This window comes from Herbiconiux liangxiaofengii (assembly GCF_041927335.1).
Lineage (GTDB): Bacteria > Actinomycetota > Actinomycetes > Actinomycetales > Microbacteriaceae > Herbiconiux > Herbiconiux liangxiaofengii.
Genome location: NZ_JBHFHD010000006.1, coordinates 307,219 through 323,185, shown reverse-complemented (window position 1 = coordinate 323,185; position 15,967 = coordinate 307,219). Strand labels below are relative to the sequence as shown.

At 69.2% G+C, this 15,967-nt stretch carries 14 protein-coding genes; 8 read left to right on the top strand and 6 right to left on the bottom strand.

All coding sequences use genetic code 11. From position 1 onward, the window contains the following. Window positions 1-3: 3 nt before the first annotated feature. The 4 genes from ACEXOR_RS05300 to ACEXOR_RS05285 form a co-directional block, all read right to left on the bottom strand. Entirely contained in the window at window positions 4-741 is a 738-nt protein-coding gene (locus ACEXOR_RS05300; RefSeq protein ID WP_374848353.1) for an ABC transporter permease, read from the bottom strand. After that, complete coding sequence (locus tag ACEXOR_RS05295) at window positions 738-1,430, bottom strand: ABC transporter permease (protein ID WP_374848352.1); 693 nt, start codon at window positions 1,428-1,430, stop codon at window positions 738-740. Before ACEXOR_RS05295 ends, ACEXOR_RS05300 begins: the two co-directional genes overlap by 4 nt. Then, on the bottom strand, window positions 1,427-2,239 hold the full coding sequence (locus ACEXOR_RS05290) for an ABC transporter ATP-binding protein (protein ID WP_374848351.1): 813 nt from the start codon (window positions 2,237-2,239) through the stop codon (window positions 1,427-1,429). Before ACEXOR_RS05290 ends, ACEXOR_RS05295 begins: the two co-directional genes overlap by 4 nt. A 132-nt stretch (window positions 2,240-2,371) precedes the next feature. Further along, a complete protein-coding gene (locus ACEXOR_RS05285; protein ID WP_374848350.1) occupies window positions 2,372-3,019 on the bottom strand; it encodes a TetR/AcrR family transcriptional regulator in 648 nt (215 codons plus the stop codon). A 102-nt stretch (window positions 3,020-3,121) separates the two neighbouring features. Between ACEXOR_RS05285 and ACEXOR_RS05280 the strand changes: the two genes are divergently transcribed. Further along, on the top strand, window positions 3,122-4,168 hold the full coding sequence (locus ACEXOR_RS05280; RefSeq protein ID WP_374848349.1) for an App1 family protein phosphatidate phosphatase: 1,047 nt from the start codon (window positions 3,122-3,124) through the stop codon (window positions 4,166-4,168). A gap of 9 nt (window positions 4,169-4,177) precedes the next feature. Here ACEXOR_RS05280 and ACEXOR_RS05275 read toward each other — a convergent pair whose 3' ends face one another. After that, window positions 4,178-5,620 (bottom strand): helix-turn-helix domain-containing protein, encoded by a 1,443-nt coding sequence (locus tag ACEXOR_RS05275; protein WP_374848348.1) that lies wholly within the window; start codon window positions 5,618-5,620, stop codon window positions 4,178-4,180. Between the two features lie 113 nt (window positions 5,621-5,733). Here ACEXOR_RS05275 and ACEXOR_RS05270 point away from each other — a divergent pair, with 113 nt between their 5' ends. Genes ACEXOR_RS05270 through ACEXOR_RS05245 form a run of 6 tightly spaced genes read left to right on the top strand, consistent with a single transcriptional unit; the run spans window position 5,734 to window position 14,150 of the window. Next, window positions 5,734-7,569, top strand: a complete 1,836-nt coding sequence (locus tag ACEXOR_RS05270; RefSeq protein WP_374848347.1) for a phosphoenolpyruvate carboxykinase (GTP) — start codon at window positions 5,734-5,736, stop codon at window positions 7,567-7,569. A gap of 49 nt (window positions 7,570-7,618) precedes the next feature. Beyond that, window positions 7,619-10,030 (top strand): wHTH domain-containing protein, encoded by a 2,412-nt coding sequence (locus ACEXOR_RS05265; protein ID WP_374848346.1) that lies wholly within the window; start codon window positions 7,619-7,621, stop codon window positions 10,028-10,030. After that, window positions 10,027-10,779, top strand: coding sequence for a hypothetical protein (locus ACEXOR_RS05260; RefSeq protein ID WP_374848345.1), 753 nt, complete (start codon window positions 10,027-10,029; stop codon window positions 10,777-10,779). The genes ACEXOR_RS05265 and ACEXOR_RS05260 overlap by 4 nt, the downstream gene beginning before the upstream one ends. Before the next feature lie 34 nt (window positions 10,780-10,813). Further along, on the top strand, window positions 10,814-13,438 hold the full coding sequence (gene valS, locus ACEXOR_RS05255; RefSeq protein ID WP_374848344.1) for a valine--tRNA ligase: 2,625 nt from the start codon (window positions 10,814-10,816) through the stop codon (window positions 13,436-13,438). Between the two features lie 14 nt (window positions 13,439-13,452). Beyond that, a complete protein-coding gene (locus ACEXOR_RS05250; protein WP_374848343.1) occupies window positions 13,453-13,914 on the top strand; it encodes a GNAT family N-acetyltransferase in 462 nt (153 codons plus the stop codon). Continuing rightward, window positions 13,914-14,150, top strand: coding sequence for a hypothetical protein (locus tag ACEXOR_RS05245; protein WP_374848342.1), 237 nt, complete (start codon window positions 13,914-13,916; stop codon window positions 14,148-14,150). Before ACEXOR_RS05250 ends, ACEXOR_RS05245 begins: the two co-directional genes overlap by 1 nt. Window positions 14,151-14,236: 86 nt before the next feature. Here the strand turns inward: ACEXOR_RS05245 and ACEXOR_RS05240 are convergent, their stop codons facing one another. Beyond that, window positions 14,237-14,878 carry a GntR family transcriptional regulator gene (locus ACEXOR_RS05240; protein ID WP_374848341.1) on the bottom strand — a complete coding sequence of 214 codons (642 nt, stop codon included), beginning with the start codon at window positions 14,876-14,878 and terminating at the stop codon, window positions 14,237-14,239. A 69-nt stretch (window positions 14,879-14,947) separates the two neighbouring features. Here ACEXOR_RS05240 and ACEXOR_RS05235 point away from each other — a divergent pair, with 69 nt between their 5' ends. After that, complete coding sequence (locus tag ACEXOR_RS05235) at window positions 14,948-15,958, top strand: 1-aminocyclopropane-1-carboxylate deaminase (protein WP_374848340.1); 1,011 nt, start codon at window positions 14,948-14,950, stop codon at window positions 15,956-15,958. Window positions 15,959-15,967: the final 9 nt, after the last annotated feature.

Sequence of the window (15,967 nt, the reverse complement as noted above, 5' to 3'; positions counted from 1 at the left end):
TGATCATTTCCCTTCGTGGATGGGGGACCCCATCACCGCGCGCGAACGGGATGACCGCGCACGGACGTTTTTCTGCTCCCGGGCGGCGACGCCGCGTGGAACCACCAACTTCTGCAGCAGGGCGAAGATTCCCTCGAGCACCAGCGCCAGCGCTGTGACGAGGATCGAGGCGCCGAGCATCATGTCGTAGTTGCGGGTGGCCGCGCCCTGGAAGATGAACGTGCCGAGCGCCCCGCCGCCGATGTAACCCGCGAGGGTGGCGGTGGCCACGACCTGCAGGATGCTCGACCGCACTCCCCCGATCAGGAGCGGCAGCCCCAGCGGCACCTCCACCTTGGCCACCACCTGCAGCTCGGTCATGCCCACGGCCCGTGCCGCGTCGATCGTGCGGCGGTCGACGGCCTCGAACCCGGCGTAGGCGCCGGCCAGCAGCGGGGGGATGGCGAGGATGACGAGGGTGAGCATCGGGGCCCGGAAGCCGATGCCGAGCGCGAACCCGAACAGGATCAGCACGCCGAGGCTCGGCAGTGCCCGCAGACCACCCGACACCGCCACCGCGACGTCGCGCCCCCGGCCGGTGTGGCCCACGAGGTAGCCGAGCGGCACCGCGATCACCGCGGCGATGGCGACGGCGCCGAAGGTGTAGCCGAGCTGCTCGAGCAGCCGGGCGATCCAGCCCGAGGGGCCCTGCATGTTGGCCGGGTCGAAGATCCAGGCGAAACCGCCCACGATGAGGTTCACGAGACGCCTCCGGCCACCAGGGCGGGCGTGGTGCTGCGGGAGGCCCGGCGGCGGCGGTCCGGCGTGCTCCACGGCATCAGGATGCGGCCGAGCAGCACGAGCAGCAGGTCGAACACCACCGCGATCAGCAAGGTGGCCAGGATGCCGGTCACCACCTCGGCGGGGATGTTGCGCTGGAACCCGTTCGTGAACAGGTAGCCGAGACTCTGCACGCCGATGATGACGCCGAGCGTGGCCAGGCTCACGGTGCTGGCCGAGACCACCCGGAGCCCCGCCAGCAGCACCGGACCGCTCAGCGGCAGCTCGACGCGCCAGAACCGCTGCCATCCGGAGTAGCCCATCGCCGACGCCGCGAGCAGCGTGTCGCCGTCGACCGAGGCGAGCCCGTCGGCCGCCGTGCGCACCATCAGCGCGACGGCGTAGAGGGTCAGCGCCACCACCACGTTCACGGGCGACAGCAGAGGGGTGCCGAGGAAGATCGGCATGAAGATGAACAGGGGTATCGAGGGCACGGTGTAGAGCAGGCCGAGCACCACCAGGATCACGCCGCGCGACGGCCGGTAGCGGTTCGCCAGCCAGCCGATCGGGATCGAGATCACGAACCCGATCAGGATGGGGGGCACGCTGAGCGCCAGGTGCGCCAGCACCAGCTCCCAGACCAGATCGAGATTCGACTCGAGCCACTTCACGGCTGGAGCACTCCCGTCGGCGTGCCGTTCTCGTCGACCACGACGTCGCGATCCCCGATCCGCTGGATGCGCAGCGCCCGCTTGCCCTTGTCGGCGCCCACGAACGAGGCGACGAAGTCGTTCGCCGGCGCGGCCAGGATCTCCGCCGGCGAGCCGGCCTGGGCGATGTGGCCGCCCTTCTGCAAGATGACCACCTGGTGGCCGAGCAGGAACGCCTCGTCGATGTCGTGCGTCACGAACACCACCGTCTTGCCGAGGCCCTGCTGCAGCCGGATGGTCTCCTGCTGCAGTTCGGCGCGCACGATGGGGTCGACGGCACCGAACGGCTCGTCCATCAGCAGGATGTTCGGGTCGGCCGCGAGGCCCCTGGCCACTCCCACGCGCTGCTGCTGACCGCCGGAGAGCTGGCGGGGGTACTTCTCCGCCAGCGAGCGGTCCAGGCCCACGGTGTCGAGCAGTTCCAGGGCGTGCCGGCGGGCCTCGGCCTTCGGAGTGCCGTTCAGCACCGGCACGGTGGCGACGTTGTCGATCACCTTGCGGTGCGGCAGCAACCCGGAGTTCTGCATCACGTACCCGATGCGGCGGCGCAACGCCACCGGCTTCAGGGTCGAGGTGTCCTCGCCGTCGATCAGGATGCTGCCCGAGGTCGGGTCGATCATGCGGTTGATCATGCGCAGCAGCGTCGTCTTGCCGCAGCCCGACGATCCCACCAGAACAGTGGTCTTGCGGGGCGGGATCACCAGGTCGAAGCTGTCGACCGCCACGGTGCCGTCGGGGAAGCGCTTCGTCACCGACCGGAACTCGATCATCGTTCAGCCCAATCGTCGGTGGGCTGCACCGTGCGGCCCGCCTGACCAGCCAAACACTTCGACCGGGAAACGCAAAGTGCCGTGCACAACTCCGTCACATTCCGGCCCGCCGGGACGCGGATGGCCGGCCGGTCAGACGGCGCTCGGCGCTCCCGCGAGGTACGACGACACGAGCGACCGCGCGGCGGCGATCGCGTCGGCGTCACCGTTCGCATCGATCACGAACGCGCGCACGAGCAGGGCGTCGGCGGCGGTGAGAGCGATGTCGAGCCGTTCGGCCAGACCTTCGGGCTCGACGCCCAGCTCGTCGGCGAAGATGGCCGCGAGCGGCCCGGCGATGCGCGCCGAGGAGGCCGTGCCCCCGTCGACCTCGGGCAGGGCGATCTGGTCGCTGAGCCGGATGGACGTGAAGCCGGGCTCGGTGCGATGCAGGTGCACCGCCGCGTCGATCAGGCAGTCCATCGCCGCATCCAGGGAGTCGGGCTTCGCGGCCTCGAGGTTGTCGACGCTCACCCGCAGGAAGCGCTCGAACCCGCGCTGGCTCATGGCCGCGAGCACCGCGATGCGGTCGGGGAAGTACCGGTACACCGTCCCGATCGAGGCACCCGCCCGCTCGGCCACCATGGCCGTGGTGAGCCGCTCGATGCCGACGTCGGTGACGACGGCCGATGCCGCATCCAGCAGCGTCGCGATGCGCTCGCTGCTGCGCGCCTGCACCGGCTCGTTGCGCACCTGGCCGCTCGTCGTGAGCGCCCCGCTGATCAGGTCGTTGAATGCCACTCGCCCGTCCCTTCCCGAATACCTCTGCAAGTCTAGATCCGAGTTTCCGTCATTCGGGCGCACGACCGGGTTTCTCAGGTCGAGCCGTGACAGACTGAGGGTGTGCCACAGAACCCCGCCGCGGCACCTCGACTGCATCGTGCCGCGCGTATCGACGATGCGATCCACGGCATCCGCCTGAAATGGGCCAGGCGCCGCGGCCATGTGCCCACCGTCATCCCGTACGCCGGGTACGGCTCGACGAGCCGCATCCGCGTGCTCGGCCGCGTGGTGCTGGCGAAGCAGCCCAAGCCCGGATCCCGCTCGGCACGCACCCAGCAGCGTCGTGAAGACCGGGTGCGGGGTTGGCGCAGCTTCACGAGCGTGCCCGTGGGCGACGTCGACGTGGTGATCGAGGTCGAGGGCATCGAACGCACCGTGCGGGCCGATCGCGGCGGCGTGATCGACGTCTCGGTCGACGTGGAGCTCGAGCCCGGCTGGCACTCCATCACCATGACCTCCGAGGGGTCGGAGCCGGCGGAGGCACCCGTGTCGATCGTGGCTCCGGGCACCGACTTCGGCGTGGTGTGCGACATCGACGACACGGTGATGGTCACGGCACTGCCCCGGCCCTTCCTTGCCTTCTGGAACACGTTCGTGCTCGACGTGCACGCCCGCACGCCCACCCCGGGCATGTCGGTCTTCCTCGAACGCCTCACGGTCGACCACCCGGCGGCGCCCGTGATCTACCTCTCCACCGGGGCCTGGAACGTCGCGCCCACCCTCACTCGGTTCCTCTCGCGCAACCTCTACCCCCGCGGCCCGCTGCTGCTCACCGACTGGGGGCCGACCCACGACCGGTTCTTCCGCAACGGGCGCGAGCACAAGGAGAAGAACCTCCGCCGCCTGGCGAGCGAGTTCCCTGACATCAAGTGGATCCTGATCGGCGACGACGGGCAGCACGACGAGTCGATCTACGGCGAGTTCGCGCTGGAGCAGCCGGAGCACGTGCGGGCCGTCGTCATCCGTCAGCTCTCGGCCGGCGAGGCGGTGCTCGCGGGCGGCCGCTCGCGGGTCGACCAGGAGCTCACCGCCTCGGCCGTGCCGTGGGTGTTCGCGCCCGACGGCGCCGGCCTGCTCGAGCAGCTGGAGCAGATCGGGCGAGCCTGAGAGCCGCCCTCACTCCGAGCCGGCGTGGGCCTCGAGGAACTGGTACACCTCGTTCTCGTCGACCCCCGGGAACTTGCCCGAGGGCAGCGGCGACAGGATGTGCGCGTGCAGCTTCGCGCTCGGCCAGGCCGCCTGCGACCAGCGTTCGGCGAGCTCCGAGGCCGGCCGGCGGCAGCATGACTCGTCGGGGCAGCGCGACTGCTGACGCATCGCCGTGTCACGCCCGCGGAACCACTTCGCCTCGGCAAACGGCACCCCGAACGTGATCGAGAACTCCCCCGCATCGGTCTTGCCCGTCTGCGTCGCGCACCAGAACGTGCCGACAGGCGTGTCGGTGTACTGGTAGAACTCCGTGGTGCGGTTGGTGCGCCCGAGCGCCCCGCGCGCGGCCCACTTGCGGCACACCAGCTGGCCCTCGACTGCTCCGGTGACGTCGGCCGGCAGCGGGAGCCGGTCGTTCTCGTAGGCCTTGTAGATCGCGCCGTCCTCCCCCACCCGAAGGAAGTGCACCCCCATGTCCAGGTGCGAGGTGGCGAGGTTCGTCATCCGCAGCGCCGCCGCCTCGTGGGTGACGCCGAACGCGTCGCGGAAGTCCTCGACCGACAGGTCTTTCCGCTGCTTGGCCGCGCGGAGGAACGCCACCGACGCCGTCTCGGGCATCAGACAGGCGGCGGCCACGTAGTTGATCTCGAGCCGCTGCTGCAGGAACTCGGCGTAGCTCCGCGGCGGCGTGTGCCCGAGCAGCCGGTGCGCCATCGCCTGCAGCGCCATCGACCGCAGCCCGTGCCCGCCCGGGATGGAGGCAGGAGGCAGGTAGATGCGGCCGTTCTCCAGGTCGGTCACCGATCGCGCCGAGTGGGGCAGGTCGTCGACGTAGATCAGCGTGAAGCCGAGGTGCTCGGCCAGCAGTGACACGCTGCGGTGGGTGAGGGCGCCCGAGGTGTGGCCCACGATGGCGAGGGTCTGCTCGGCCAGCTTCTCCAGCTCGGGCAGGTGGTTGGCCTTGTCACGCATCGCCAGCCGGTTCTCGGTGTTCGCCCGGCGGGCCTCCTCCGGCGTGGCGATCGATTCGGATGCGCGTCGCAGCAGCTCACGGTGCAGTCCCACGAGCGACTCCAGGGTCTCCAGCGGCAGGCTGCGGCTCGCCGGCACCGCCGGCAGTCCGAGCGACGCGTACAGGGGGCCCTGCTGCGCTCTCGCCAGCTCGATCTCGAGCGCGGTGCGCGCATCCGGAGCTTCGCCGTTCAGCAGATCGGTCACCGACGACCCGAGCTGCACGGCGAGCGCCTGCAGCAGCGACAGCTTGGGTTCGCGCCGGCCGTTCTCGATCAGGGAGAGCTGGCTGCCCACCACGCCCACCCGCTCGCCGAGCTGGTCGAGGGTGAGACCGAGCTGCTTGCGGTGGTGACGGATGCGCCGCCCCAGGGTGATGAGGTCGCCGTCACCCGTCATCTTCGCCTCCTGTAAAGATCGGCGGTTCTTTCCGCCGGGTGCCCCAGAATCTACCGTTTGTGGCGCCCATAGTGGAAGAACCAGCCGCCAATTGACGAAGATGAGGTTCGACGATGAGCATTCTTGAGACGACGAGCATGGTCGACACCGACGGGGCGTCGAAGAACCCCGCGGTCACCGAGTGGGTGCATGATGTGGCTCTGCTCACCAAGCCCGACCGCATCGTCTGGTGCGACGGCTCCACCCGCGAATGGGATGAGCTGACCAAGGAGATGGTGGCGCAGGGCACGCTGATCCGTCTGAACCCGGAGTGGCGCCCCAACAGCTTCCTGGCCCGGAGCGACCCCGCCGACGTGGCCCGCGTGGAGGACCGCACGTTCATCTGCTCCGAGCGTCAGGAGGACGCCGGGCCGACGAACAACTGGCGCAACCCCTTCGCCATGCGCGAGGAGCTGACCACCCTCTTCGCCGGGAGCATGCGCGGCCGCACGATGTACGTGGTGCCGTTCTCGATGGGCCCGCTGGGAGGCGCGATCTCGCAGCTCGGCGTGCAGCTCACCGACTCGCCCTACGTGGTGGTGAGCATGCAGCTGATGACCCGGATGGGCTCGGCGGCCCTCGACCTGATCGGCCCCGACACGCCCTGGGTGCCGGCGCTGCACTCGGTGGGCGCGCCGCTGGTCGACGCCGACGGGGTGCGGCACGACGACGTGGCCTGGCCGCACAACCCCACGAAGTACATCAGCCACTTCCCCGAGACCCGCGAGATCTGGTCGTTCGGGTCGGGCTACGGCGGCAACGCGCTGCTGGGCAAGAAGTGCTTCGCCCTGCGCATCGCCTCGGTGATGGCCCGCGACGAGGGATGGCTCGCCGAGCACATGCTCATCATCAAGATCACCTCGCCCGAGGGCCGCGTGCACCACGTGGCCGCCGCGTTCCCGTCGGCCTGCGGCAAGACCAACCTGGCCATGCTGGAATCCGCCATCCCGGGCTGGCGTGTGGAGACCATCGGCGACGACATCGCCTGGATGCGGCCCGGCCCCGACGGGCGCCTGCGGGCCATCAACCCCGAGCGCGGGTTCTTCGGCGTGGCTCCCGGAACGGGCATCACCACCAATCCGACGGCCGTCGACACGGTGTGGGGCAACACCGTCTTCACCAACGTGGCGCTGCGCGACGACGGCGACGTGTGGTGGGAGGGCCTCACCCCGAAGGCACCCGCCCACCTCACCGACTGGGAGGGGAACGACTGGACGCCGGCCTCGACGACCCCCGCCGCGCATCCGAACTCCCGGTTCACGGTCACCGCCGACCAGTGCCCCTCGATCGCCGACGACTGGGACTCGCCCGACGGCGTCGTGATCGACGCCATCCTGTTCGGCGGCCGGCGGCCCTCGACCGTGCCGCTCGTCTCGGAGGCCCGCGACTGGGCGCACGGGGTGTTCATGGGCGCCACCATGGCCTCGGAGACCACCGCGGCGGCCGAGGGCGCCGTGGGACGGCTGCGGCACGACCCGTTCGCGATGCTGCCGTTCTGCGGGTACGACATCGCCGACTACTTCGCGCACTGGCTCGAGATCGGGCGGACGCTGGGGGCTGCCGCGCCGCCCGTGTTCAGCGTGAACTGGTTCCGCAAAGACGGTGACGGCTCGTTCATCTGGCCCGGTTTCTCCGAGAACGCCCGCGTGCTGGAGTGGATCGTGCGCCGCGTGGAGGGCTCGGTCGACGCGATCGACACCCCGATCGGCCGGTTGCCGAAGGTGCGCGACGTGAACATCGACGGACTCGACCTCGGTTACGAGCGGCTGCAGAGCATCCTCTCGGTCGACCGGGCCGCCTGGGCCCACGAGGTGGCGGAGATCGCCGACTACTTCGACGAGATCGGCGGCGAGCGGGTGCCGATCGAGCTGCGCCGCCAGCTCTCGTCGCTGAAGGCCGCGCTGCGCTGACCGGGCTTCCGACGTCGTCTGGATCATCTTTGACGGGTACGATCGGATTATGCGATCTTTCCTCAGTTTTGACGACGGCGTCGACGACCTGCCCCACCCTCCACGGATCGTGGCCAGCGGGCTGCGCTTCAATCTGGCCGAGGATCGCATCCGCGACTTCCTGATGGGCGAGAACCTCTACGGAGATCCCTCCCTGGCCATCCGCGAGGCGTATCAGAACGCGCTCGATGCGGTGCGACTGCGCACCGCTCGGCGGGAGTACCTTCGCCTCCCGGCGCTCCCGGCATCGCCGGAGGTTCCGGAGATCGAGTTCATACAGGGCATCGACGCCCGGGGCCGTGCCTACATCGACTGCGTCGACCGGGGTGCCGGCATGGGGGTCGAGGAGCTGACCCTCGCCTTCTGCCAGGCCGGCGTGCGGGCGGCGGATCTCTACGCGCGCGCCGCCGAGGCCGCGGCCTTCGCGTCCGCCGATCCGCCGGTCGAGCTGTTCCAGAACTCGCGCTTCGGCATCGGCGTCATGTCGTACTTCATGATCGCCGACGAAGTGACCGTGAGTACGGCCCGGCTCGATCCCGACGGGTCGATCGGCAATGTGCTCTCGATGCACGTGTCAGGGCCCGAATCGACGTTCGACGCCCACGACCTCGGGCCGGCGGAGTCACCCGGCACCCGGGTACGGCTCTGGCTCAAGCCGAGCGCGTCGGTCTCGGCCGTCTCGACACTCCGTGATCTCGTGATCATGTGCCCCGTGCACCTGCGCGCGGCCGATCAGCGGGGGCTCGAGCACCGCTGGGCGCCAGACGAGTTGAACCACGCGTCATCCGCCGTCGCCGTGCCGTTGCCACAGGATGTCTCGGTGGGAGTTCCCGGCACCCTCTGGTGGACGCGGGACAGCCACGCCGGAGCAATCCTCGCGGACGGCATCTGGTCGGGGCAGTTGCTCACCGGGATGATCGTCAATCTGCACGGGCGACATGCGCCCACCCTCACAGCCGATCGGCGCACCATCGTGTCGATCGACTGGGCGCTGATCGAAGGCCTCGCCGTGGGAATGTGCCCACAGGCCGTCGAGACCTCGTGGCACCTGGTCGGGGATCCGAAGTGGCTGACGTCGATAGTCATGAGATTTCCTCGCCTGGCCGACGCTCTGCTTGCGGACGCTGCTCGGCGATCAGACCGCTTCATTACTCTCAAGGGGCGTGACACGTCGATATCCGTGTCGGGGTACCTCCCCGGCGACGAGAAGCGATCGTTGGGCGGAGCACCAGCCTGGGAGACCGATTGGCGACTCGCGCGTCATCGCGCTGCAGGTCTTTTCGATCGAGTCGGCCTGGCCCCGGCGTCGTCGTGCACGCCTGAACCGGCACTGCCCTCGGATTCGATTCTGCTCGGCACGCTCAACACGGTCCTCCGCTTCGGCGTGGTCGAGACGGTGGACCGGTGGTTCCCGAGCCCGGCCTCGATCTACGAAGCCGAGCGTCTCCTCCGTTACCCCGTGGCGCGGATCGTGGCGCGTGCTCGAACGCTAGGACTCCCGCTCCCCGACGGGGCCGACGACGCCATGGAGTCGAACGACACGGTGCGAACGGCCCTGTCATTCAGTCGGCGCCAGAATGACGACATGACGTTTCGGGCAGTCAGCGCCTTCGATCTTCTGCAGACGGCATGGCAGCTCGGACAGCCCGTCGAGGATGTGATCGACGAGCTCGAGAGGCGTTCGATCGAACTCGACGAAGGCGCACGCAGCCCCGCGACCACGCATCCGTCGGCCGCGATTCTGATGGCAGCCAGTCGCGGACTGAACGGCATAGCCCCATGGCTGGACACGGCCGAGGAGATCTCGATCAGGCACCTGAACCAGGCGGCGCGCATGAGCGGGTCGACCTATCAGGAGATGCTGGACGGCTTGCTCGCGCTCGGATTCAGCGAGCTCCCGAGGTTCCGGTTCTCATCGGAGCCCACCGCAGACGATGAGGTGATGCTGAGCCAGGACCTCGACGGCCAGTTCCCGCTCCTCCGACCCGACCGGAGCACTAACGTGAAGCATCTGCGAAAAGCGGCGAAGCTCCTCGGCAGATCGGAGGACGAGCTGCGGGAGAGATTCCGGGAGTTCGGCGTCGTGTTCTCCGAGCACGCCGACAGCTTCTCGCCAGAACGTGCGACCAAGCGGGAGTTCCTTCGGAGCCTCGACCTGAGCCCCGAGCACCGAAAGCAGGTGCGGCCGCGCCACCTGAGGATGATCAGTGACGACGACGACGGCCGGGCACCGTGGCTCGACCCCTCGACGATCGTGCCCGCCTGGCTGGTGGCCGTGCACGCCTCGAGGAAGCACCCGATCGACGACGTCCTCGCCGACTACCGTTGGCTCGGATTCGAGACCGAGGATCCGCGGACCTCGCCTCCCCGGCTCATCCCCGGCAGTCCCGCTCGAGCGCAGAGTGAGCCGATCCCGGGATGACCGATCGCCACTACGTTCTCGTCGGGCCCGTTCGGCGCGACATGGAGTGGGGTCAGCTTCGCCGCATCCAGGCGACGATCGAGATCGGCCGGCTTCGGGTGAGCCCCGGCGATGTCGGCGGGTGGATCTCCATCGACGGATCGGCCCACCTCGCCGATCGCGGCTGGGTGGCCGATGACGCCGTGCTCTGCGGATCGGCTCGAGTGACAGACGAGGCCATCCTCGGCGAAGCAGCGATCGCCTCTGGTGAGGCGTCGATCTCGGGGAGAGCCGTCGTAGGCGGCACCTCCCAGGTCGGCGAGCGTGCGCACGTCGCGGGGCACGCCTCGGTGGCAGACCGTGCCCGAGTGCTCGGCTCGGCGACACTGGCTGGGTACCCGAGTGTTCGAGATGACGCGTACCGCGCAGGGCGACTGGAGCTCCGAGGCGATGTCGCGCTGACCGGGTCGGCCCATCTCGTCGGCGCTGCGGTGATCAGCGAGCACGAGCACCGCCTGGTGATCGGCCCGAATGGTCGTCACGGAACGTACATCTCGTTCTTCCGGAATCGAACAGAAGACCTGCAGGCGAGCTGCCCCGGTGCTCACGGCCCGGCACTCTCGGTTCTCGCCGAGCTGCAGGCACCGGCGGACGAGTACGCGGAACCGGTGATCTCCGCGCATCGGGCCGAGGTGCTGCGCCAGCTGGTCCGCGCCGAGTTTCGCCTCGACCGGTATTCTGGAGGCACAGTGAGGCACCTCTCCACCTGACACGGTGCCGCCCATATCGCCAGGAGGCCCCATCATGTCCGCACACGTGCCCGACAAACCCGCTCTCGAAGGCCTCGAGGCGAAATGGGATGCCACCTGGACCGAACAGGGCACCTACCTCTTCGACCGCCACGATGCCACGCGCGACGACGTCTACTCGATCGACACCCCTCCGCCCACCGCCTCGGGCTCGCTGCACATCGGCCACGTGTTCTCGTACACGCACACCGACGTGATCGCGCGGTTCCGCCGCATGACGGGCAAGCGCGTGTTCTACCCGATCGGGTGGGACGACAACGGCCTGCCCACCGAGCGCCGTGTGCAGAACTACTACGGCGTGCGCTGCGACCCCACCCTGCCCTACGACCCCGACTTCACCCCGCCGTTCGAGGGCGGTGACAACAAGTCGTCGAAGGCCGCCGATCAGATCCCGATCTCGCGACGCAACTTCATCGAGCTCTGCGAGGTGCTCACCGTCGAAGACGAGAAGCAGTTCGAGTCGCTCTGGCACGACCTCGGCCTCTCCGTCGACTGGACCCAGACGTACCGCACCATCTCGCGTGAGTCCCAGGCCGCGTCGCAGCTGGCGTTCCTGCGCAACATCGAGCGCGGCGAGGCCTACCAGGCCATGGCCCCCACTCTGTGGGACGTCACGTTCCGCACCGCCGTGGCCCAGGCCGAGCTCGAAGACAAGGAGCAGCCGGGCGCTTACCACCGCCTCGAGTTCCACCGGCCCGACGGTTCGCCGGTGTTCATCGAGACGACCCGCCCCGAGCTGCTGCCGGCCTGCGTGGCCCTGGTGGCGCATCCGGATGACGAGCGCTACCAGGCGCTGTTCGGCACCACCGTCACCACCCCCGTGTTCGGCGTGGAGGTGCCCGTCGTGGCGCACCACCTCGCCCAGCCCGACAAGGGCTCGGGCATCGCCATGGTGTGCACCTTCGGCGACCTGAACGACGTGATCTGGTGGCGCGACCTCGACCTGCCCAACCGCGCGATCATCGGCTTCGACGGCCGCATCATCAGCGAAGCACCGGATGCGATCACCTCCGAGGCCGGCCGCGCCGCGTATGCGCAGCTGGCCGGCAAGACGGTGTTCTCGGCCAAGCAGGCCGTGGTGGAGCTGCTGCGCGGCACCGGGGAGCTGATCGGCGAGCCCAAACCCATCACCCACCCGGTGAAGTTCTTCGAGAAGGGCGACCGGCCGCTCGAGATCGTGTCGACCCGGCAGTGGTACGTGGCCAACGGAGCCCGCGACGAAAAGCTGCGTGCCCGTCTGCTCGAGCTCGGCGCCGAGCTCGACTGGCACCCCGACTTCATGAAGGTGCGCTACGACAACTGGGTGGGCGGCCTCACCGGCGACTGGCTCATCTCGCGTCAGCGCTTCTTCGGCGTTCCACTGCCCGTCTGGTACCCGCTCGACGGCGACGGCAACCCCGTGTTCGACCAGCCCATCGTGGCCACCCCCGACCTGCTGCCCGTCGACCCGTCGTCGGATGCGGCACCCGGCTACTCCGAAGACCAGCGCGGCGTGCCCGGCGGCTTCCAGGGCGAGGTCGACGTGATGGACACCTGGGCGACCTCCTCCCTCACCCCGCAGCTCGCGGGCGGCTGGGAGCGCGACGAGGAGCTGTGGAAGCTCGTCTTCCCGTACGACCTGCGGCCTCAGGGGCAGGACATCATCCGCACCTGGCTCTTCTCCACGATGCTGCGCGCCACGCTGGAAGAGGGGCAGAAGCCCTGGCAGAACGCTGCCATCTCGGGCTTCATCGTCGACCCCGACCGCAAGAAGATGTCGAAGTCGAAGGGCAACGTGGTGACGCCCGCCGACATCCTGAAGACGCACGGGTCGGATGCGGTGCGCTACTGGGCCGCCTCCTCGCGCCTGGGCACCGACGCGGCGTTCGACGAGAAGAACCCCACCCAGATCAAGATCGGCCGGCGCCTCGCCATCAAGATCTTGAACGCGGCCAAGTTCGTGCACGGCTTCACGCTGCCGGCCGGCCATTCGAGTGTCACGGAGCCGCTCGACCTCAGCATGCTGGCCGGCCTCGACGAGGTCGTGCGCACGGCCACCGCCGCGCTCGAGCGCTACGACCACGCCCGCGCCCTCGAGATGACCGAGACGTTCTTCTGGACGTTCTGCGACGACTACCTCGAGCTGGTGAAGGAGCGCGCCTACCGCGACGACTCCGACGAGGCCGGCAAGGCCTCGGCCGTGCTCGCACTGCAGACCGCCATCGACGTGCTGCTGCGCCTGTTCGCGCCGTACCTGCCCTTCGCGACCGAAGAGGTGTGGTCGTGGACCCACGAGGGCTCCGTGCACACCAGCGGATGGCCCACGTCGGTTCTCGAGGCACTCCCCGAGGGCGTCACCGCCACGCTGCAGGAGTCCGACGGCGCGGCGCTGCTCGGCCTCGCCTCGCGGGCCATCGTCTCTATCCGCCGGGCGAAGACCGATGCCAAGGCCTCGCAGAAGACACCGGTCGCCTCCGCCGTCATCGCCGGGCCCGACGCCGAAGTGGCCGTGCTGAAGCTCGCCGAGGGCGACCTGAAGGCGCTCGGCCGGATTGCGCAACTCGGCTATGCCTCCGCCGAGGAGCTGACCGTCGGAGATATAGTTCTAGCGCCCGAGGACAAGACCGAGGGCACCGCATGAGCCAGGAGCCGACGATGACCGAACCCACCACCGCCGTGCAGGTGCGCCCGGTCGCCCAGAACGAGTTCTTCGCCTGGCACGCCGTGTACACCGGCTACGGCGAGTTCTACGAGAAGCCGCTGCACGATGAGAAGGCCGTTCTCGTCTGGAGCTGGATCATCGACGACGCCAACGAGCTGGAGTGCCTCGTCGCCACCGACGCCGAGGGCTCGGTGGTGGGCCTCGCGCACTTCCGTGCTTTCGCCCGCCCGCTCGACGGCAGCCGCGGCCTCTATATCGACGACCTGTTCGTGCTGCCCGAGCACCGCAAGCAGGGCATCGCGACGGCGCTGATCGAGGGCGTCTCCGACATCGGCCGCCGACGCGGCGCGAGCATCGTGCGCTGGATCACGGCGAAGGACAACGACGCCGCCCGCGCGCTCTACGACACGGTCGCCGAGAAGACCCGCTGGGTCACCTACGACAAGGCTCTCTGATGCAGCTCGGAACACGCTGGCTGGTGGGCGACGAACCGCCCTCACGCCTTCCCCAGACCGTCATCGACGCCGTGTTCGAGGTGGAGGGCGAGCTCGCCGAGCAGGGCGTCGATGCGAAGGACTGGAGCTGGACGCTCACCTGGCTCGAGGGCAAACCCGTCGTCACCCTCGACGACGACACCACCATCGAGTACGACGCCGACACCGACACGGCCCTGGTCACCGCCCCCGAGTAGCCCCCGCGCTCGCTGTTCGTCGAGTTGCGCCGAATCGCCCTCTCGCGTGCTGCGAAGGGGTTGTTCGGCGCAACTCGGCGGGCACCTCAGAGGGGTAGCGACATCCAGTTCTCGCGGGTGCGGAGCGCTGCGGCCTTGGCGTCGCCTGCGCGAGCCGCCTCGATGATGCCCTCGTGCTGCCGCACCGAGTCGCGACCGTCGAGCGACGAGAACCGGATGCGCTCCACCCGTCGGAGCACGGCCGTCGCGCCCTCGAGCACCTCAGCGATCATGGCGTTGCCGCTGGCCGCCACGAACACGCCGTGGAAACGGTCGTCGGCTTCCAGCGCCGCATCGACGTCGACTGCATCGAGGGCCAACCGGAAGTCGTCGTTCGCACCCCGGATCGCGTCGAGTTCCGCGGGCACCAGCTGCGGCACGGCGAGCCGGGCGGCCAACTCGTGCAGCGCCGCCGCCACCTGCTGAGCGTTCTGCACCTCTGGACCCTCGGCCGGTGCGACGGTCGTGGCCCGCCCGGGGCGCGCGATCACCAGACCGGAGCGCTCCAGTCGCAGCAGCGCCTCGCGAATCGGGGTGCGGCTCACCCCCAGCCACCGCTCCAGCTCGGGGTCGCGAAGGCGCTCCCCCGGTTGCAGCGTTCCGTCGACGATCGCGTCACGGAGGGTGACGTACACGTCATCGCGGAGAAGGGTGCGGGCGCGCACGGCGTCGGCGGAAGGAACGGGCACCCTGTCATCCTAGGAGAACGTGCGATATATTGCATGCAGTACACGCGCATCCCGACTCGAAGGACACCCATGGCTCTCTCCGACTTCGCCCGCTACCCGCTTACCTTCGGGCCAAGCCCCGTGCACCACCTGCCCCGGCTGACGCAGCATCTCGGCGGAGCCCAGGTGTGGGCGAAGCGCGAAGACGTCTCCAGCGGGCTCGCCTTCGGCGGGAACAAGGTGCGCAAGCTCGAATACCTGGTTCCGGATGCGCTGGCCCAGGGAGCGGACACGCTCGTCTCGATCGGTGGTTACCAGTCGAACCACACCCGCCAGGTCGCGGCCGTGGCTGCCAAGCTGGGGCTGAAGGCCCGCCTGGTTCAGGAGAACTGGGTCGACTGGCCCGACCCGCTCACCGACCGGGTGGGCAACATCCAGCTCTCGCGCATCATGGGTGCCACCGTGACGCTCGATTCCGCCGGGTTCGACATCGGCATCCGTTCGAGCTGGCAGCAGGCCATCGACGAGGTCGTGGCCGCCGGCGGCAAGCCCTATCCCATCCCGGCGGGCGCGTCGGAGCACCACCTCGGGGGGCTCGGCTTCGCCAACTGGGCCTACGAGGTCGAGCAGCAGGAGCGCGAGCTCGGCGTGTTCTTCGACACCATCGTGGTGTGCACGGTCACCGGATCCACCCACGCGGGCATGATCGCGGGCTTCGCCGGGCAGGACAAGCCACGCCGGGTGATCGGCATCGACGCCTCGGCGACGCTCGAGAAGACCCGCGACCAGGTCTCGCGCATCGCCCGCCACACCGCCGAGCTGATCGAGCTCGGCCGCGAGCTGCGCGACGACGAGATCGAGGTGCTCGACGGCTGGGCCGGAGACCTCTACGGCATCCCGGTCGAATCCACTCTCGACGCCATCCGGCTGGGGGCCGAACTCGAGGCCATGATCACCGACCCGGTGTACGAGGGCAAGTCGCTCGCAGGGCTGATCGACCTCGTGACGAGCCGCGACATCCCGGCCGACAGCACGGTGCTCTACGCCCACCTGGGCGGCCAGCTCGCCCTCAACGCCTACAGCGGCCTCTTCCGCTCCTGACCCGCCCCG

What these genes read in the sequence shown, in the direction of transcription:
- ACEXOR_RS05290 (WP_374848351.1), bottom strand. Translation starts at nt 2,239, where the DNA reads ATGATCGAGTTCCGGTCGGTGACGAAGCGCTTCCCCGACGGCACCGTG.
- ACEXOR_RS05275 (WP_374848348.1), bottom strand. Translation starts at nt 5,620, where the DNA reads ATGACGGGTGACGGCGACCTCATCACCCTGGGGCGGCGCATCCGTCAC.
- ACEXOR_RS05270 (WP_374848347.1), top strand. Translation starts at nt 5,734, where the DNA reads ATGAGCATTCTTGAGACGACGAGCATGGTCGACACCGACGGGGCGTCG.
- ACEXOR_RS05265 (WP_374848346.1), top strand. Translation starts at nt 7,619, where the DNA reads ATGCGATCTTTCCTCAGTTTTGACGACGGCGTCGACGACCTGCCCCAC.
- ACEXOR_RS05260 (WP_374848345.1), top strand. Translation starts at nt 10,027, where the DNA reads ATGACCGATCGCCACTACGTTCTCGTCGGGCCCGTTCGGCGCGACATG.
- valS (WP_374848344.1), top strand. Translation starts at nt 10,814, where the DNA reads ATGTCCGCACACGTGCCCGACAAACCCGCTCTCGAAGGCCTCGAGGCG.
- ACEXOR_RS05250 (WP_374848343.1), top strand. Translation starts at nt 13,453, where the DNA reads ATGACCGAACCCACCACCGCCGTGCAGGTGCGCCCGGTCGCCCAGAAC.
- ACEXOR_RS05245 (WP_374848342.1), top strand. Translation starts at nt 13,914, where the DNA reads ATGCAGCTCGGAACACGCTGGCTGGTGGGCGACGAACCGCCCTCACGC.
- ACEXOR_RS05235 (WP_374848340.1), top strand. Translation starts at nt 14,948, where the DNA reads ATGGCTCTCTCCGACTTCGCCCGCTACCCGCTTACCTTCGGGCCAAGC.